The following is a 17,553-nucleotide window of genomic DNA, read 5'->3' as shown; positions in this document are numbered from 1 at the left end:
AAAGCGATCAGCATGGTCCGACGACTTCGCAAGGTCCATCATCGGCCAAATGCGATAGCCCTGGGGGGGCTGAAGGCCCCCCTTGTTCCGCCGCGCGGCCCTCGCGTAGGCTCGCGGCCATGATCGACAAGCTGGAAATGTTCATAGCGCTGGCCAACGAGCGCCATTTCGGCCGCGCGGCCGAGGCGGTAGGTGTGACGCAGCCCTCGCTTTCGTCCGCCATCAAGCAGCTTGAGGACATGCTGGGTGTGCAACTGGTGTTTCGCGGCGCGCGGTTTCAGGGGCTGACGCCCGAGGGGCAGCGGGTGCTGGACTGGGCCTTGCGGATCGTCGGCGATGCGCGGACCATGCGCGAGGAGATGCGGGCGCTGCGCTCGGGCGTCTCGGGCAATCTCAGGCTCGGGGTGATCCCGACCGCCTTGCCGATGGTCGGGCGCCTGACGGTGCCTTATCTGGCGCGCAACCCGAATGTGCAGGTGACGATCCTGTCGCGGACCTCCTACGAGATCCTTGAGGAGATCGAGCGGCTGGAGCTGGACGCGGGCATCACCTATCTGGAAAACGAACCGCTGGGCCGCGTCACGACCCAGCCGCTCTATGAAGAGACCTACCGGCTTCTGGTGGCCAGTTCCTCGCCCCTCGCGGGGCGCTCGTCGGTGTCGTGGAAAGAGGCGGCGGCGCAGCCCATGTGCCTTCTGACCTCGGACATGCAGAACCGCCGGATCATCAACCGCCACCTTGCCGAGGCAGGCGCCTCGGTCGAACCCAATGTCGAATCGAACTCCTCGATCGCGCTTGTCGCGCATGTGACGACCGGCCGCTGGGCCTCGATCGTCACACAGACCATTGCCGACATGTTCGGCAAGGGCTCGGGTCTGACCGCCGTGCCGATCCATGACGGCGATGCGCACCACCTCGTCGGCCTCATCGCCGCCTGGCGCGAGCCGCATACGCCGGTCATTGCGTCGCTTCTGGACGAGGCGCGGCGGATCGCGACGGTGTGATGGATTGATAGGCACTACCTATCAATCAACGGCATATCGATATTGATCCTTCAATCGACGGGCGGTACTTTCCGGAGCTGACAGAGTGCCAGCCCCGGAGGACCCATGCCAGCCGTACCGTCTCAGGAGCGCGTGCGCGAGATCATCGCGGACCATATGGCACTGGAAGGGCCGCTTCTGCCGATCTTCCATGCGCTTCAGGCCGAATATGGCCATGTCCCGCAGCTGGCGATCCCGGTGATTGCCGAAGTCTTGAACATCGGCCGGGCCGAGGTTCATGGTACCATGTCCTTCTACCACGACTTCCGCGAGGAACCGGCTGGCCGCCATGTGGTGAAACTCTGTCGGGCGGAGGCCTGCCAGGCCGCCGGGTCCGACCGGGTGGCCGATCACGCCCGCGAAACGCTGGGTGTCGACTGGCACGAAACAACGAAGAACGGCGCGGTCACGCTGGAACCGGTCTTCTGCCTTGGCCTCTGCGCCTGCGGGCCGGCGGCGATGGTCGACGGCAAGGTGGTGGGTCTGGTGACCAAGAAGCGCTTCGACAAGATCATCTCGGAGATCGACGCATGAGCCTTAGGGTCTACATCTCCCGCGATGCCGCCGCCAAGGCCTGCGGCGCCGAGGAACTGGTCGCCGCCGTGCGTGCTGAAGCCGCCAAGCGCGGGCAGGATGTGACCATCATCCGCAATGGTTCACGCGGCATGGTCTGGCTCGAACCGCTGCTTGAGGTCGCGACGCCTGGCGGGCGCACCGGCTTCGGCATGGTCGGCGCCGACGATGTGCCGTCGCTCTTCGACGCGAATTTCGGCGACCACCCCAAGGCCGTCGGCCTTGTCGAAGAAATCCCCTTCTTCAAGACCCAGACCCGCCTGACATTCGCCCGCTGCGGCCGGACTGATCCCCTGTCGATGGCGGACTACGAGGCCGAGGGCGGCCTCAATGGTCTGCGCAAGGCGCTGGCGATGACCGGCGCCGAGATCTTGAAGGAAGTCACCGATAGCGGCCTGCGCGGCCGGGGTGGTGCGGGCTTTCCGACGGGCATCAAGTGGAAGACCGTCCATGAGGCGCAGGCCGACCAGAAATACATCGTCTGCAACGCCGACGAGGGTGACAGCGCTACTTTCGCCGACCGGATGATCATGGAGGGCGACCCCTTCGTCCTGATCGAGGGCATGGCGATTGCCGGTGTCGCGGTCGGCGCGACCAAGGGCTATGTCTATATCCGGTCGGAATATCCGGACGCGATCGAGGTGATGGGCGAGGCGCTGACGATTGCGCGCGCCAAGGGGCTTCTTGGCTCCTCGCTCCTCGGTTCCGGCAGAACCTTCGACATGGAGATCCGCGTCGGCGCGGGCGCCTATGTCTGTGGCGAGGAGACATCGCTTCTCAACTCGCTGGAAGGCAAGCGCGGCATCGTGCGCGCGAAACCCCCGCTGCCCGCGCTGCAGGGCTTCATGGGCAAGCCCACGGTCGTCAACAACGTCATCTCTCTTGCCACGATTCCGGTGATCATGGACAAGGGCGCCGGCTTCTACCGCGACTTCGGCCTTGGCCGGTCGCGCGGCACGATCCCGATCCAGATCGCGGGCAACGTCAAGTTTGGCGGGCTCTATGAGACGGCCTTCGGCCTGACGCTCGGCCAGATCGTCAACGAGATCGGCGGCGGCACCTTCTCGGGCCGCCCGGTCAAGGCGGTGCAGGTGGGCGGCCCCTTGGGCGCCTATTTCCCGCCCGCGCTTTTCGACACGCCCTTCGGTTACGAGGAATTCGCGGGCAAGGACGGGCTCATCGGCCACGCCGGGATCACTGTCTTTGACGAGCGCACCGACATGCTGAAAATGGCGCGCTTCGCGATGGAATTCTGCGCCATTGAATCCTGCGGTAAATGCACCCCCTGCCGGATCGGCGCGGTGCGCGGCGTGGAAACCGTCGACCGGATCGCGGCGGGCGACCCCAGCGCCATGCCGATCCTGAGGGACCTGTGCCACACGATGAAACTCGGCTCGCTCTGTGCGCTGGGGGGCTTCACCCCCTATCCGGTGATGAGCGCCTTGACCCATTTCCCCGACGACTTCGCCCGTTCGAAGGAGGCCGCAGAATGAGCGTGCAAAATTCTTCTAAGAATTTTGCCAAGATTTTTCGAAAAATCTTGGCGCCTCAGACCCAAGCCGTCCGCATGAAGGAGGCCGCAGAATGAAAGACTTCATCCTTCCCGATCAGGATTACGGCACCCCGGCCTCGAAGGCGAAAGAGATGGTGACGCTGACCATCGACGGGTTCGACGTGACCGTGCCTGCCGGCACCTCGATCATGCGCGCGGCGAAAGAGGTGGGGATTTCCGTCCCCAAGCTTTGCGCGACCGACATGGTCGATGCGTTCGGCTCCTGCCGCCTGTGCCTGGTGGAGATCGAGGGCCGCGCGGGCACGCCCGCCAGCTGCACCACGCCCGTCACTCCCGGCATCAAGGTTCATACCCAGACCGGGCGGCTGAAGGACATCCGCCGCGGGGTGATGGAACTCTACATCTCCGACCACCCGCTCGACTGCCTGACCTGCGTCTCGAACGGCGATTGCGAATTGCAGGACATGGCAGGCGTCGTCGGCCTTCGTGATGTGCGCTACGAGGCCAAGGATACCCATTTCCGGGCGAAGAACACCAGCGGAGAGGCCAATCCGCAGTTCATCCCCAAGGACGACTCGAACCCCTATTTCAGCTACGACCCGTCGAAATGCATCGTCTGTTCGCGCTGCGTGCGGGCCTGTGAAGAGGTGCAAGGCACCTTTGCCCTGACGATCGAGGGGCGTGGCTGGGACAGCCGGGTGAAGGCCGGGATGAAGTCGGACACGTTTCTCTCGTCCGACTGCGTGTCCTGCGGCGCCTGCGTGCAGGCCTGCCCGACCGGCACATTGGCCGAAAAGTCGATGTATGACATCGGCACGCCGGAACGGTCTGTCATCACCACCTGTGCCTACTGCGGCGTGGGCTGTTCCTTCAAGGCCGAAATGCGCGGCGACGAGTTGGTGCGCATGGTCCCCTACAAGCAGGGCAAGGCCAACCGGGGCCATAGCTGCGTGAAGGGCCGTTTCGCCTATGGCTACGCCAGCCACAAGGACCGCATCCTGAACCCGATGATCCGCGAGCGTGTCTCTGACCCGTGGAAGGAAGTGACCTGGGCCGAGGCGATGGAATTCGCCGCCAACCGGATGAAGGCGATCCAGGCCAAGTACGGCAAGGAAGCGGTCGGTGTCATCACCTCGTCGCGTTGCACCAACGAGGAAACCTTCCTGGTCCAGAAACTGACCCGCGCGGTCTTCGGCAACAACAACACCGATACCTGCGCCCGCGTCTGCCATTCGCCCACGGGCTATGGCCTTGGCCAGACCTTCGGCACCTCGGCCGGCACGCAGGATTTCGACTCGGTCGAGGAAACCGATGTCGCCATCGTCATCGGCGCGAACCCGGCGGCTGGCCACCCGGTCTTTGCCTCGCGCCTGAAGAAGCGCATCCGCCAGGGCGCAAAGCTGATCGTCGTCGACCCGCGCCGGACGGAAATGGTGCAGTCGAACCATATCAAGGCCGCCCACCATCTGGCGCTGCGCCCCGGCACCAACGTGGCGATCGTCACCGCGCTTGCCCATGTGATCGTGACCGAAAAGCTTTATGACGAAGCCTTCATCCGCGAGCGCTGCGACTGGGACGAATTCCAGGATTACATGGAATTCGCTGCCGACGAACGCCACAGCCCCGAACGGATCGAAGGTTTCACCGGCGTTCCGGCGGCCGAAGTCCGCGCCGCCGCCCGGCTTTATGCGGGCGCGCGCAACGGCTCGATCTACTACGGCCTCGGCGTTACCGAGCACAGCCAGGGCTCGACCACGGTCATCGGCATCGCCAACCTTGCGATGCTGACCGGCAACATCGGCCGCCCCGGCGTCGGCGTGAACCCGCTCAGGGGCCAGAACAACGTGCAGGGCTCCTGCGACATGGGGTCGTTCCCGCACGAACTGCCGGGCTACCGCCATGTGAAGAACCCCGAAGTGCGCGACATCTTCGAAAAGCTCTGGGGTGTCACCATCTCGTCCGAGCCGGGCCTGCGCATCCCCAACATGCTGGACGCCGCCGTCGAGGGCACCTTCAAGGGCCTTTACTGCCAGGGCGAGGACATCCTGCAATCCGACCCCGACACGCATCACGTGGCCTCAGGCCTTGCGGCGATGGAATGCGTCATCGTCCATGACCTCTTCCTGAACGAGACGGCGAACTACGCCCATGTCTTCTTCCCGGGCTCGTCCTTCCTTGAAAAGGACGGCACATTCACCAACGCCGAACGCCGCATCAACCGCGTCCGCAAGGTGATGGCGCCGAAGAACGGCTATGCGGACTGGGAAGTGACCCAGATGTTCGCCAATGCCATGGGCGCGGGCTGGACCTATACCCATCCGTCTGAAATCATGGATGAAATCGCGGCGACCACGCCTTCCTTCGCCAATGTGACCTACGATCTTCTGGAAGAGCGCGGCTCGGTCCAGTGGCCCTGCAACGACAAGTCACCCGACGGAACGCCACTTGTCCATGTGGGCGGCTTCGTTCGCGGCAAGGGCAAGTTCATCCGCACCGAATATGTGGCGACGGATGAAAAGACCGGGCCACGCTTCCCGCTCTTGCTGACCACCGGCCGGATCCTCAGCCAGTATAACGTTGGCGCCCAAACCCGGCGGACGGAAAACAACGTCTGGCACGATCAGGACATCCTGGAAATCCACCCCCACGACGCCGAGAACCGCGGCGTCAAGGACGGCGATTTCGTTCGGCTGTCGTCGCGGTCCGGCGAAACCACGCTGAGGGCGGAAATCACCGACCGCGTCTCGCCCGGCGTCGTCTACACGACCTTCCACCACCCGACGACGCAAGCCAACGTCGTGACCACCGATTTCTCGGACTGGGCCACCAACTGCCCGGAATACAAGGTCACGGCGGTGCAGGTCAGCCCCTCGAACGGCCCGTCGGAATGGCAGGTCGAGTACGAGGCGCAGGCCGACATGGCCCGCCGCATCCTGCCCGCGGCCGAGTGATGGAGACCCACCGCGCCATAGACCGCCGCGCCTTCCGGGCAGGGCGGTGGCAGCGCGGCAGTCGCGCCGTGCCCGAAGAGGTGCCGGTGGCGCTGGTCTACAACGGCACGACGCAGGCGGTGATGATGGCGACCCCGGCCGCGCTGGAGGACTTCGCCACCGGTTTCTCGCTGACCGAAGGCATCGTCGGGGACCTGTCAGAGATCCGCGAGACCGAACTGGTCGAACTGCCGCAGGGGATCGAACTGCGCATGTGGCTGGCCCCGGAAGCCGAGGCGCGGTTTCAGGCCCGGCGCCGCGCGCAGGTGGGCCCGGTGGGCTGCGGCTTGTGCGGGATCGATTCGATCCACGAGGCGATGCGGGCGCTTCCTTCCGTCGCCGACGGCCTGCGCCTGACGCCCGCCGATTGCGAGGCGGCGATGAGAGGACTGCTTCGCCACCAGGCGCTGAACGACGCCACGCGCGCGGCGCATGCCGCCGGTTTCTACATCCCCGGCCAGGGCGTTGTGCTGGGGCGCGAGGACGTAGGCCGCCACAATGCGCTGGACAAGCTCGCGGGTGCCATCGCGCGGGCGGGTCTGAAGGCCAGCGACGGCTCGATCGTCATCACCAGCCGCGTTTCGGTCGACATGGTGCAGAAGGCTGCGATGATCGGCGCGCCGGTGCTGATGGCCGCTTCGGCCCCGACCGCGCTCGCGATCGCCGAGGCCGATGCGGCGGGCATCACTCTTGTCGCCGTCCTGCGCGGGGCCGATTTCGAACTTTTCACCCATCCCGAAAGATTTGACGGAAACGAGGCTGCCGATGTCGCCTGAAAAAATGATCCGCATGGCCAACCAGATCGCCACCTTCTTCGAATCGAAGAAGCATGACGAGGCCGTCGCGGGCACCGCCGCCCATATCAGCGACTTCTGGGAGCCGCGCATGCGCAAGCAGCTGTTCGATCATATCGGGGCTGGCGGTCAGGGGCTGAAGCCGCTGGTCATCGAGGCCTCGGCGAAGATCCGGCCGGTTCAGGCGGCCTGAGGGCGGATGCGAGGGGCTGTCTGCCCCTCGCGCTCCCCGAGGATATTTGAACCAGAATGAAAAGCATGCCCTTTCATTCTGGTCCAAATATCCTGGGGGTCCGGGGGTGAAACCCCCGGCCTTTCAGACAGAAAGCGTCGCCGTCACCGCACGTTGCCAGCGCGCATATTTTGCGGCACGCCTCGTCCCGTCCATCGCCGGGCGGAACTGCCGGTCAAGCGCCCAGGTGCGGGCGAAGCCCGCCGCATCGGGGTAGAGCCCGGCCTGCATGCCGGCAAGCCAGGCGGCGCCGAGCGCGGTCGTTTCGGTGATCACCGGCCGGTCGACCGGGGCGCCAAGGATGTCGGCGAGGAACTGCATCGCCCAGTCCGACGCGACCATGCCGCCATCGACCCTGAGGACGCTGTCGGCCGCCCCCGACCAGTCCGCGCGCATCGCCTCCAGGAGGTCGCGGGTCTGGTAGCCCACGCTTTCCAGAGCAGCCTTTGCCAGCTCCGCGGGGCCTGAGTTCCGCGTCAGACCGTAGATCGCCCCCCGGCAGTCGGCGTTCCAGTAGGGCGCTCCGAGGCCGGTGAAGGCGGGGACGAGGACCACATCTTGCGCGGAATCTGCTGTCTCGGCGAGGGCTTGGGTCTCTTGCGCCTCGCGGATGATCTTCAGCCCGTCGCGCAGCCATTGCACCACGGCACCCGCAACGAAGATCGAGCCTTCGAGCGCGTAGGAAGTCTTGCCGTTCAGTCGGTAGGCAATGGTCCCGAGCAGTCGCGAGCGGCTTTCGACAAGCGTCTCGCCTGTGTTGAGAAGGGCAAAGCAGCCTGTGCCGTAGGTCGATTTCATCATGCCGGGGGTGAAGCAGGCCTGACCGATGGTCGCTGCCTGCTGGTCACCCGCGACGCCGAGGATCGGGATCGCCTTGCCGAAAAGATCGGGGCGCGTCGCGCCGAAGTCGGCGGCGCAGTCGCGGACCTGCGGAAGCATCGCTCTGGGGATGTCAAGAAGCGCGAGACTCTCTTCGTCCCAGCGGTTCTCGCGAATATTGAAGAGAAGCGTCCGCGCGGCATTGGTGGCATCGGTCGCATGGACCATGCCACCGGTCAGCCGCCAGATCAGGAATGTGTCGATGGTTCCGAAGAGAATGTCGCCTCGCGCCGCACGGGCGCGGGCGTCCGGGCTCTGGTCGAGGATCCAGGCGAGCTTGGTGCCGGAAAAATAGGGGTCGAGCAGCAGGCCGGTCTTCCGCGTGACCATGGCCTCATGGCCCTGAGCCTTCAGTCGCGCACAGGTTTCGGAGGTGCGGCGGTCCTGCCAGACGATGGCATTGTAAAGCGGCTTGCCGGTTTCCCGGTCCCAGACCACCGTCGTTTCGCGCTGGTTGGTGATACCGATCGCGGTCACCTCGGCCGCCGTGATCCCGGCCCGGTCAATCGCGCCGCGCACGGTGGCGGTGACGGTGGACCAGATCTCTTCCGGGTCATGTTCGACCCAGCCTGAGGCGGGAAAATGTTGGGTGAATTCCTGCTGGGCCGAGGCCTTCACCCGCATCTCGCGGTCGAAGACGATGGCGCGGGAGGAGGTGGTGCCCTGATCTATCGCGACGATATGGCTCATGCGGCGGCCCTTCCCTTCATCCAGAGGTCAAGCTCGGCGATTTCCCCCGCCGTCATCCGGAGCCCGAGCTTCGAGCGCCGCCAGACCACATCCTCCGCCGTCCGCGCGAATTCTCTGGTCATCAGCCAGTCGACCTCTCGTTCCGTCAAGCCCGCACCGAAGGCACGGCCGAGATCCTCCGACCGGGACGCTCCGGCGACAATCTTTGCAGCCTCCGTCCCGTAGGCGCGCGCGAGGCGGCGGCAGGTGTAGTCGCTGAGAAACGGATGGTCGAGCTTCAGCAAGGCCCCGAGGCTTGGCGCCGCGCCGACGGTGAAACCGCCCCCGGCGAGCGGCACGCCTGCGGTCCAATCGCCACCCGCGGGCGCAAGGAAGGGCGTGATCTTCGCCAGCGCCGCCTCTGCAAGCTTGCGGTAGGTGGTGATCTTGCCGCCGAAGACCGAGAGGATTGGCGGGCCTTCCTGGTTCAGCGAGAGGACGTAATCGCGCGTCGCCGCCTGCGCGGATTTCGCCCCGTCATTGTAGAGCGGCCTGACGCCCGAATAGGTCCAGATCACCTGATCGCGGGTCACCGGTCTTTCGAAGTAGTTCGACGCGAAAGCGCAGAGATAGTCTTGCTCGGCCTCGGTGCAGACCGGTCCCGCCGGATCGTCGCCGTGATCCATGTCGGTGGTGCCGATCAGGGTGAAATCCTCCTCATAGGGGATGGCGAAGATGATGCGTCCATCCTCGCCCTGGAAGAAATAGCAGCGGTCGTGATCGTAAAGCTTGCGGACCACGATATGGCTGCCGCGCACCAGGCGGATCGATTCCTTCGTGTCGATATGGGCGATGCCGCGCACGACCTTCTCGACCCATGGGCCGCCGGCATTGACCAACACCTTCGCGCGGCGCGTCTCGGTTTGCCCGCCCCTATCCAACGTGACGGTCCAGTGATCGCCTGTCCGTTCGGCCCCGGTGACGCGGGTGCGGGTCAGGATTTCGGCGCCGCGTTCGGCGGCGTCGCGGGCGTTCAGGACGACGAGGCGCGCATCCTCGACCCAGCAGTCGGAATATTCGTAGGCTTTCGCGAATTTTCGCTTCAGGGGAAGGCCTGCAGGGTCCTTTCGCAGATTCAGCGTGCGGGTGCCGGGCAGGATCTTGCGGCCGCCGAGATGGTCGTAGAGGAAAAGCCCGAGCCGGATCAGCCAGGCCGGGCGACGACCGCGCATCCAGGGCATGAAGAGGTTCAAGAGGCGCGAGGTGGGAGTTTCGCCCTCGAACCGAATGTCGGGGTGATAGGGCAGGACGAAGCGCATCGGCCAGGAGATATGAGGCATGGCGGAGAGCAGAACTTCGCGCTCTTTCAAGGCTTTGCGAACCAGGCCGATCTCGAAATATTCCAGATAACGCAGGCCGCCGTGAAAGAGCTTGGTCGAGGCCGAGGAGGTGGCCGAGGCGAGATCGTTCATCTCGGCGAGCGAGACCGTCAGCCCGCGTCCGGCGGCGTCGCGGGCGATGCCGCAGCCGTTGATGCCGCCGCCAATGATGAACAGATCGTAAACGGGGCGCGAATCCATGGGGGCCTCCTTGTGCGGATTAGAGGCGGATTGGCGCGATCTGTCAAAGATTATGTTCGTTTTTATTCGTTTTTGCTTTGCCCGCCGGGATTTCGCGATAGACTGGCGCAAAGGCAGGAGAGCATCCTATGGCGCTGAGCCTAAGACAAAGTGAAATCCTCGCGCTGGCGCGGACCGAGGGCCGCGTGCTGGTCGATGACCTGGCCGAGCGGTTCGGCGTCACGCTGCAGACCATCCGCCGCGACCTGACGGAACTTGCCGACGCCGGACGGCTGGACAGGGTGCATGGCGGGGCGGTGCTGAAGGCGGGCGTTGCCAATATCGGCTATGCCGAGCGGCGGCTGCTGAATGCCGAGGCGAAGGCGCGGATCGGGCAGGCCTGCGCTGCTGCGATCCCCGACAATTCTTCGCTGTTCCTCAATATCGGCACGACGACCGAAGCGGTGGCGCGGGCGCTTCTGGACCATCGAAACCTGACGGTCGTGACCAATAATCTCAATGTTGCCAACATATTGGCGGAAAGCGAAAGCTGCGATGTGATCGTCGCCGGCGGCGTGCTCAGGCGATCCGACGGCGGGCTGGTCGGCGATCTGACGAAAGAGGCGATCGAGACCTTCAAGGTCGATTTCGCGGTGATCGGAACCTCGGCGCTCGACCGGGACGGCGACCTTCTGGATTTCGACAGCCAGGAAGTGCGGGTAAGCCGCGCGATCATAAGGCAGGCGCGGCGCAGCTATCTGGTGGCCGACCATTCCAAACTGACACGGACGGCGCCGGTCAGGATCGCATCTTTGTCGGAGATCGGGAGGCTTTTCACCGACCGGAAGCTGCCCCCGGAGCTTGCGGCGAGATGTGCCGACTGGGGCACGGCGGTTTCGGTTTCGTGACGAAAACCCTGAACCGAACAAAAGCGAACCGGTGCAGTTTGCGTATGGCAGAACGTATGCCTGATCAGCACACCCACCAGACGATTGACGCGCCGCGCGATCCCCGGATCGGGCGCAACGGTGCCGCCAAATTCCTTCGTGAAGGAATTTGACCGCGCCCTCAGCGCAGGAGGGCCAGCGCGGCGGCGTGCAGATCGGGTGTCGCGGCAGCGACGGTCGCGACGCTTTCGCCCATATGGAGGCGCCCGCCCGCCCAGTCGGTCATCTTGCCGCCCGCTTCCTCGACCAGAAGCGAGACGGTCAGGTAATCGTAGGGCTGCAGGTCGAAATCCACGACGACATCGACATGGCCCATGGCGAGAAGCGCGTAAGGGTAGCAGTCGTAGGAGAAGCGCCGGGTGGTGCCCGCGTTCATCAGCCGCGCGAAGACCTCCGGATGGGCGCGCCAGATCTTTTCGCCCTCGTTCACATAGAGCGTCGCCCCGTCGAGCGTCCGCCGCCCTGACGAGGACAGGCGCGCACCGTCCTTCCAGGCGCCGCCGCCCCGCCGCGCGGCAAAGACCTCGCCCAGCGCTGGCATGCCGACGGCGGCCAGTTCAACCTCGCCATCGACGAGATGGGCAAGCAGGAAGCCGAACAGGGGATGGCCGGAGATGAAGCTGCGGGTGCCGTCGATCGGGTCGATGACCCAGAGCGCGCGCGCGTCCCCGCCCTCGATCCCGTGCTCCTCGCCATAGATGCCGTGGCCGGGGAAACGGTCGGCGATCAGGCGGCGCACCTCGGCCTCGACGGCGCGGTCGGCCTGGGTCACCGGGCTTTCATCGGCCTTGAATTCTATCCCGAGGCGGCCCCGGAAAAAGCCAAGTGCCGCCTCAGCGGCGGCACCGGCGATCACGAGTGCATCGTCAAGCTCGGCGTCGCGCATGTATCAGCCGCCGCAGCGCTTGGCGGCCTCGTCGACGGCGGCCGAAAAGCCGAGGAGCGAGAAAGTATCCTGCGTCTGGGTGCCACGCGCCGAGCGGGCGGTGAGGATCGCACTCGACCCGGCCTTGAGCGCGGTGATGATCTTCGCATCATCATCCGGTGACCCGGCCCAGGCCCATTCACCATCGACGAAGAGATCGAACTTGGTGCCGCCGACATCAAGGCCGACGGTCGATCCCGGCGCGAACGGATAGCCGCCGGTGAAGGAAATCTCGCCCTTCGTCCCCTTGCGGTAGGTGATGAAGAGCAGAATATCGCCCCGGCGCACCGCGACCGACTTGCCGTCCTTGGTGTTCACCGTCTCTTTCGGCGCCGACACGCCCCAGCAATCGGCGCCCTCGACAAAGACGCTCCAGTCGGTATTGGCCGCCACGCGATTGGTCGATACCTGCGCCAGTGCCGTGCCCGACCCTGTCACCAGCAAGGCCGCGGCTGCAATCCAACTCTGCCAAACCTTCATTGTCCGCCCTCCAGCCTCTGCCCCGCCCTGATTCTTGCGCCCCGGCCCGATACCGGGTCGCGCTTGTTTTTGGGTGGCGGGGGCCATTTCAACTCGATATTGAACTCTTAGCCCAATGGAGCCCGGCAGGGAAAGACCCGCAGGGACCGCGGGTGGCGAAAAATCGCTGAAAAGCGCAGGATGGGAAGGGGAACCGATGGCGGCGGCGGAACTGATCGAGCTTTGGCGCGGCGGCCTTCTGGAAAGCACCCATCGCGGCCATGTGGTGATCACCGACGAAAAGGGCGCGATCGTCGAGGCCTGGGGCGATCCGGACGCGATCATCTTTCCCCGCTCGTCGTGCAAGATGCTGCAGGCGCTGCCGCTTCTGGAAAGCGGCGCGGCGGAGGCGGCGGGGCTTGAGGACGAACATCTGGCGCTGGCCTGTGCCAGCCACAATGGCGCTGCGATCCATACCGGGCGCGTCGCGGCCTGGCTGTCGGATCGCGGCCTCGGCGAGGCCGACCTGCGCTGCGGCAGCCATATGCCGATGGGCGAGCCCGACCGCGAGGCGATGATCCGCGCGGGCGAGAGGCCCTGTCAGCTGCACAACAATTGCTCTGGCAAGCATGCGGGCTTCCTGACCCTGAACCAGCATCTGGGCGGCGGGTCGGAATATGTCGAGGTCGATCATCCGGTGCAGAAGGCGGTGCGGGCCGCCTTCGAGGAGGTGACCGGGATGGAGAGCCCCGGCTGGGGGATCGACGGCTGTTCGGCGCCGAATTTCGCGACCTCGGTCCAGGCGCTTGCCCGCTCGATGTCCTACTTCGCCGCCGCGCGCGAGGACGGCGACGCCCGTGCCCGCGCCGCCTTCCGCCTGACCCGCGCCATGGGGCGGCATCCTGACCTGGTTGCCGGCGAAGGCCGCGCCTGCACCAACCTCATGCGCGCCATGGGCGGCCGCGTCTCGGTCAAGACCGGGGCGGAGGCAGTGTTCATCGCCATCCTGCCCGAACAGAAGTGCGGCGTGGCGCTGAAGATCATGGACGGCGGCACCCGCGCGGCGGAAGCCGCGATCACCGCGATCCTCGTGCGGCTTGGCGCGCTCGACCCGGCCGATCCGGTCGTGGCGAAATATCTGAGCGGGCCGCAGAAGAACTGGCGGGGCTTCACCACCGGTGAATTGCGCCTGGCGCCGGGCTTCTGCTGAGACGTAGGCCGGGGGCCGGCCCCCGGACCCCCGGGATATTTGAAAACGAAAGAGGGAGGCAGGGCCCTCCCTCCGCTTTACGAGGCGTCGGCGATCAGGTCGGCGGGCATGTTCTGGTAGCAGACCGGCCGGAGCCAGCGGCGGATCGACATAGTGCCGACCGAGGTGTGGCCGAAGTTGGTCGAGGCCGGATAGGGACCGCCATGGACCATGGCGTCGGCGACCTCGACCCCGGTGGGGAAGCCGTTGGCAAGGACGCGGCCGGCCTTGCGTTCGAGGATCGGCAGGAGGCGGCGGGCGGCGGCTGTGTCGGCGGCGTCCATGTGCAGGGTGCAGGTGAGCTGGCCCTGGAGGCTGTGTGCGATGCGCTCCACCTCCGCCGCGTCGCGCGCCCGGACGATCAGGCCGAGCGGTCCGAAGACCTCTTCGGCCAGCGCGTGATCGGCGAGCCAGTCGGCGGCCGGGACTTCGTAGAGGTAGGGCGTGGCGGTGCGCAGGTCGCAGGAGGTGGCCAGCACCTCGCGCACACCATGGCCGGCCGCGATCCGGCGCTGGCCATCGCGGTAGGCGCTGGCGATGCCGTCGGTCAGCATCGTCTGGGGTCCGACCGCGCCCACCGCCGCGTGCGCGGCGGCGACGAACGCCTCAGCCTCCGGCCCGTCGATCAGGATAGCGATGCCGGGATTGGTGCAGAACTGGCCCGCCCCCATCGTCAGCGACCCGGCCCAGCCCTTCGCGATCGCCTCGCCGCGCGCGGCAAGGGCGGCGGGCAGGAGGAACATCGGGTTGACCGAGCCGAGCTCGCCGAAGAAGGGGATCGGGTCGGGGCGCGCGGCGCAGAGGTCGAAGAGCGCGCGGCCCCCGGCGAGCGATCCGGTGAAACCCACGGCGCGGATCAGCGGATGTTTCACCAAAGCCTCGCCCACATCGCGCCGCCCGCCCTGGATCAGAGAGAAGACGCCCGGATGCAGCCCTTCGGCCTGGATCGCCGCATGGATCGCCTGCGCGACAAGCTCACCCGTGCCGGGATGGGCGGAATGGCCTTTCACCACCACCGGGCAGCCTGCGGCGAGCGCCGAGGCCGTGTCGCCGCCCGCGACCGAGAAGGCGAGCGGGAAGTTCGAGGCGCCGAAGACCGCGACCGGGCCGATGGGGCGCTGGACCAGCGTCAGTTCGGGGCGCGGCAGGGGCTGGCGGTCGGGAAGCGCCGCATCATGGCGGCGGTCGAGATAGTCGCCCTTGCGGATATGGGCGGCGAACAGGCGAAGCTGGCCGGTGGTGCGCCCGCGCTCGCCTTCCAGCCGCGCCGTCGGCAGGCCGGTTTCCTGATGGCCCACTTCGGTGATCGCGGGCCCGCGCGCCTCGATCTCGTCGGCGATCCGTTCGAGGAAACGGGCGCGCGTGTCACGCCCGAGCGCCGAGAAGGACCAGAAGGCCTCTTCCGCCGCCTTGCAGGCGGCGTCCACATGGGCGGGGGTTCCCACCGAGAAGTGATGGGCCTCGCCCGAGGCGGGGGCGGAGGCGAAGGTCGCCTCGCCCATCACCCAGTCCCCGGCAATCAGATGGCATCCGGTCAGCATGTCTTTTCCTTCCATAGTCACCGCATGGGCCAGGTGTCGCCCACCCGGTAGCCGCGCGGCCAGGGGTCTGCGGGATCGCAGACCAGTTGCTTGATTTCAGTGATCCAGCCCCGCCCGGAAATCGAGGGGACAATGGCCGGGGTGCCGTTCAGGTCGGTCTCGCGTTCGAGGCGGCAGTGGAATTCCGATCCGATGATAGAGATGCCGGTAAAGGCCTCGCCCACCTTCAGTTCGCCCTTCGCATGAAGAACCGCCATCCGCGCCGAACAGCCGGTGCCGGTGGGCGAGCGGTCGAGCTTGCCGGGCTCGATGGCGACCGTATTGCGCCCGGTCTTCACGCCGTTCACCACCGCGACCGGGTGGGTGAACTGGCAGAAGGAGATATGCGTCCAGTCGGGGTTGGTCGGGTGGTGGAAGCCCAGTTGTTCGGTCGCGGCCTTGCGGATCTTCATGCCTGTCTCGGACAGATCCCGCGCCTCGGACGGGTCGAGCGCGAAGCCGCAGGCCGCCGCATCGACCAGAACGAAACTGTCCCCGCCATAGGCGGTGTCGACGTTCAGCGTGCCCAGACCTTCGACCTCCAGCGCCGCACCCAGCCTTGCCGCGAAGCTTGGCACATTCGTCACCCGGATGCGCTCGGCCTTGCCATCGCGGCAGGTGGCGGCGACCTCGACAAGCCCCCCCGGCGCTTCCATGCAGAAGCGCGTTTCGGGTTCGGTCATCGGCACGATCCCGGTATCCAGCAGCACGGTCGCGACGCAGATCGAGTTCGACCCCGACATGGGCGGCGTATGGACGGGCTCCATGATGATCCAGCCGGTGACAGCGCGCGGGTCTTTCGGCGGCACCAGAAGGTTCACATGCCGGAAGACCCCGCCGCGCGGTTCGTTCAGGACGAAATCGCGCAAGCCATTGTCGGCGGCGATCCAGCGCGACTGGTCCCAGATCGTGTCGCCCGGTGGCGGGGCGACGCCGCCGACGATCACGTCGCCCACCTCGCCTTCGGCATGGCAGCCCACCACATGGATCACGCCCTTCGTGCGCATCTCAGACCTCCAGCACCGGTGCGCCGAGCGCCGCCATGATCGGCTCGACCCCGAGGCCCGGCGCGTCGGAGGCGCGCATGCAGCCCTTCACCCGTTTCGGCGCGCCGCTGGCGATGTCTTTCGTGCCGTAGGAGTTGAAATCGGTGGCCGAGAAGCAGAATTCCTCGGGCGTCGATTGCGCGAGATGGGCGATGGTCGCGGTGACGATATCGCCGCCCCAGGTGTCTTCGATGGTCATCGGGATGCCCGCCGCGATGCACAGATCGCGCATCTGGCGGGCCTTTGTCAGGCCGCCGACCTTCGAGATCTTCAGGTTGATCACATCCATCGCCCCGTCCGCGATCCCGCGCATGAGGTCGCCGACCGAGCCGATGTTTTCGTCGAGGATGAAGGGCAAAGACGACCGGCGCCGGGTGGCGAGGCATTCCTCGTAGCTGGGCGAGGGCTGTTCGATATAGACGTCGAGGTCGCGGACGGCATTCACCACGCGCGCCGCCTCGTGCATCGTCCAGCCGGTGTTGGCGTCGGCGACGAGGATGTCAGTCGGCTGCAGGATCGACCGGCAGGCGCGGATGCGGGCGATGTCGCTGTCGGCGTCGGCGCCGACCTTGAGCTGGAATTTCGTGTAGCCTTCGGCCCGGTAGCCCGCGACATTTGCCGCCATCGCCTCGGGTTCGATCTGGGAGATCGCCCTGTAGAGCCTGATGTCTTGCTGTGCCTTGCCCCCCAGAAGCTGGTAGCAGGGCAGACCCGAGGCCTTGCCGAGAATGTCCCAGCAGGCCACGTCGATTGCGGCCTTGATATAGGGATGGCCGCGCAGGACGGCGTCCATGTGGCGGTTGAGGACCCCGAGGTCGCGCGGGTCAAGCCCGATGACCTTGGGCGCGATTTCCGCCAGACCCGAGCGGACGCCCAGCGCATAGGCCGGCAGATAGGCGGAGCCCAAGGGGCAGCATTCGCCCCAGCCGGTGATGCCTTCGTCGGTCTCGACCGCGACGACGGTCGCATCGAAGACCTCGACATAATTGCCGTTCGACCAGCTGTAGCGGCCTTCCTTCAGGGGCAGGTCGACCTGATAGGCGCGGATGCCGGTGATTTTCATGTTCGTCCCCCCTGTCGGTAGGATGGGCAATA

General features: G+C 66.1%; 15 protein-coding genes. 8 read left to right on the top strand and 7 right to left on the bottom strand.

Annotated features, from left to right (window positions below):
• The first annotated feature begins 119 nt into the window (after positions 1-119).
• The 6 genes from P0645_RS18020 (at position 120) to P0645_RS17995 (ending at position 7,106) form a co-directional block, all read left to right on the top strand.
• The gene (locus tag P0645_RS18020) at positions 120-1,004 is read left to right on the top strand and encodes a LysR family transcriptional regulator (protein ID WP_284165935.1); all 885 of its coding nucleotides are present in this window, start codon (positions 120-122) and stop codon (positions 1,002-1,004) included.
• Positions 1,005-1,109: 105 nt separating this feature from the next.
• Positions 1,110-1,577, top strand: coding sequence for a formate dehydrogenase subunit gamma (locus P0645_RS18015; RefSeq protein WP_284165934.1), 468 nt, complete (start codon positions 1,110-1,112; stop codon positions 1,575-1,577).
• Positions 1,574-3,109: a formate dehydrogenase beta subunit gene (locus tag P0645_RS18010; RefSeq protein ID WP_284165933.1), complete on the top strand. Its 1,536-nt coding sequence runs from the start codon at positions 1,574-1,576 to the stop codon at positions 3,107-3,109. Before P0645_RS18015 ends, P0645_RS18010 begins: the two co-directional genes overlap by 4 nt.
• A gap of 91 nt (positions 3,110-3,200) precedes the next feature.
• Positions 3,201-6,080: a formate dehydrogenase subunit alpha gene (gene fdhF / locus P0645_RS18005; RefSeq protein WP_284165932.1), complete on the top strand. Its 2,880-nt coding sequence runs from the start codon at positions 3,201-3,203 to the stop codon at positions 6,078-6,080.
• Positions 6,077-6,895, top strand: a complete 819-nt coding sequence (gene fdhD, locus P0645_RS18000; RefSeq protein WP_502855250.1) for a formate dehydrogenase accessory sulfurtransferase FdhD — start codon at positions 6,077-6,079, stop codon at positions 6,893-6,895. Before fdhF ends, fdhD begins: the two co-directional genes overlap by 4 nt.
• Positions 6,885-7,106 carry a formate dehydrogenase subunit delta gene (locus tag P0645_RS17995; protein WP_284165930.1) on the top strand — a complete coding sequence of 74 codons (222 nt, stop codon included), beginning with the start codon at positions 6,885-6,887 and terminating at the stop codon, positions 7,104-7,106. The genes fdhD and P0645_RS17995 overlap by 11 nt, the downstream gene beginning before the upstream one ends.
• 123 nt (positions 7,107-7,229) lie before the next feature.
• Here P0645_RS17995 and glpK read toward each other — a convergent pair whose 3' ends face one another.
• Together glpK and glpD are read right to left on the bottom strand one after the other, a co-directional pair.
• Positions 7,230-8,714 (bottom strand): glycerol kinase GlpK, encoded by a 1,485-nt coding sequence (gene glpK / locus P0645_RS17990; protein WP_284165929.1) that lies wholly within the window; start codon positions 8,712-8,714, stop codon positions 7,230-7,232.
• Positions 8,711-10,273, bottom strand: a complete 1,563-nt coding sequence (gene glpD, locus P0645_RS17985) for a glycerol-3-phosphate dehydrogenase (RefSeq protein ID WP_284165928.1) — start codon at positions 10,271-10,273, stop codon at positions 8,711-8,713. Before glpD ends, glpK begins: the two co-directional genes overlap by 4 nt.
• Before the next feature lie 128 nt (positions 10,274-10,401).
• Between glpD and P0645_RS17980 the strand changes: the two genes are divergently transcribed.
• Positions 10,402-11,160: a DeoR/GlpR family DNA-binding transcription regulator gene (locus tag P0645_RS17980; protein ID WP_284165927.1), complete on the top strand. Its 759-nt coding sequence runs from the start codon at positions 10,402-10,404 to the stop codon at positions 11,158-11,160.
• 160 nt (positions 11,161-11,320) lie between these two features.
• On the opposite strand, the gene P0645_RS17975 is transcribed toward P0645_RS17980, so the two are convergent.
• Positions 11,321-12,085: an inositol monophosphatase family protein gene (locus tag P0645_RS17975; protein WP_284165926.1), complete on the bottom strand. Its 765-nt coding sequence runs from the start codon at positions 12,083-12,085 to the stop codon at positions 11,321-11,323.
• A 3-nt stretch (positions 12,086-12,088) separates the two neighbouring features.
• Positions 12,089-12,604, bottom strand: coding sequence for an invasion associated locus B family protein (locus tag P0645_RS17970; protein WP_284165925.1), 516 nt, complete (start codon positions 12,602-12,604; stop codon positions 12,089-12,091).
• 196 nt (positions 12,605-12,800) lie between these two features.
• Here P0645_RS17970 and P0645_RS17965 point away from each other — a divergent pair, with 196 nt between their 5' ends.
• Positions 12,801-13,793: an asparaginase gene (locus P0645_RS17965; RefSeq protein ID WP_284165924.1), complete on the top strand. Its 993-nt coding sequence runs from the start codon at positions 12,801-12,803 to the stop codon at positions 13,791-13,793.
• A 77-nt stretch (positions 13,794-13,870) separates the two neighbouring features.
• Here the strand turns inward: P0645_RS17965 and P0645_RS17960 are convergent, their stop codons facing one another.
• The 3 genes from P0645_RS17960 to P0645_RS17950 are packed head-to-tail and all read right to left on the bottom strand — an operon-like array spanning position 13,871 to position 17,521.
• Positions 13,871-15,373, bottom strand: coding sequence for an aldehyde dehydrogenase (NADP(+)) (locus tag P0645_RS17960; protein WP_284165923.1), 1,503 nt, complete (start codon positions 15,371-15,373; stop codon positions 13,871-13,873).
• Positions 15,374-15,390: 17 nt separating this feature from the next.
• The gene (locus P0645_RS17955; protein ID WP_284165922.1) at positions 15,391-16,419 is read right to left on the bottom strand and encodes a trans-3-hydroxy-L-proline dehydratase; all 1,029 of its coding nucleotides are present in this window, start codon (positions 16,417-16,419) and stop codon (positions 15,391-15,393) included.
• A gap of 1 nt (position 16,420) precedes the next feature.
• Positions 16,421-17,521, bottom strand: coding sequence for a cis-3-hydroxy-L-proline dehydratase (locus tag P0645_RS17950; protein WP_284165921.1), 1,101 nt, complete (start codon positions 17,519-17,521; stop codon positions 16,421-16,423).
• Positions 17,522-17,553: the final 32 nt, after the last annotated feature.

The organism is Frigidibacter sp. SD6-1 (assembly GCF_030143255.1).
Classification (GTDB): domain Bacteria; phylum Pseudomonadota; class Alphaproteobacteria; order Rhodobacterales; family Rhodobacteraceae; genus TMP-24.
This window is presented reverse-complemented; position numbering and strand designations above follow the sequence as displayed.

Excerpts from the sequence above, each read along its gene's own strand:
- P0645_RS18020 (WP_284165935.1), top strand. The coding sequence starts at position 120 with ATGATCGACAAGCTGGAAATGTTCATAGCGCTGGCCAACGAGCGCCAT.
- P0645_RS18015 (WP_284165934.1), top strand. The coding sequence starts at position 1,110 with ATGCCAGCCGTACCGTCTCAGGAGCGCGTGCGCGAGATCATCGCGGAC.
- P0645_RS18010 (WP_284165933.1), top strand. The coding sequence starts at position 1,574 with ATGAGCCTTAGGGTCTACATCTCCCGCGATGCCGCCGCCAAGGCCTGC.
- fdhF (WP_284165932.1), top strand. The coding sequence starts at position 3,201 with ATGAAAGACTTCATCCTTCCCGATCAGGATTACGGCACCCCGGCCTCG.
- P0645_RS17995 (WP_284165930.1), top strand. The coding sequence starts at position 6,885 with ATGTCGCCTGAAAAAATGATCCGCATGGCCAACCAGATCGCCACCTTC.
- glpK (WP_284165929.1), bottom strand. The coding sequence starts at position 8,714 with ATGAGCCATATCGTCGCGATAGATCAGGGCACCACCTCCTCCCGCGCC.
- glpD (WP_284165928.1), bottom strand. The coding sequence starts at position 10,273 with ATGGATTCGCGCCCCGTTTACGATCTGTTCATCATTGGCGGCGGCATC.
- P0645_RS17980 (WP_284165927.1), top strand. The coding sequence starts at position 10,402 with ATGGCGCTGAGCCTAAGACAAAGTGAAATCCTCGCGCTGGCGCGGACC.
- P0645_RS17975 (WP_284165926.1), bottom strand. The coding sequence starts at position 12,085 with ATGCGCGACGCCGAGCTTGACGATGCACTCGTGATCGCCGGTGCCGCC.
- P0645_RS17970 (WP_284165925.1), bottom strand. The coding sequence starts at position 12,604 with ATGAAGGTTTGGCAGAGTTGGATTGCAGCCGCGGCCTTGCTGGTGACA.
- P0645_RS17965 (WP_284165924.1), top strand. The coding sequence starts at position 12,801 with ATGGCGGCGGCGGAACTGATCGAGCTTTGGCGCGGCGGCCTTCTGGAA.
- P0645_RS17960 (WP_284165923.1), bottom strand. The coding sequence starts at position 15,373 with ATGCTGACCGGATGCCATCTGATTGCCGGGGACTGGGTGATGGGCGAG.
- P0645_RS17955 (WP_284165922.1), bottom strand. The coding sequence starts at position 16,419 with ATGCGCACGAAGGGCGTGATCCATGTGGTGGGCTGCCATGCCGAAGGC.
- P0645_RS17950 (WP_284165921.1), bottom strand. The coding sequence starts at position 17,521 with ATGAAAATCACCGGCATCCGCGCCTATCAGGTCGACCTGCCCCTGAAG.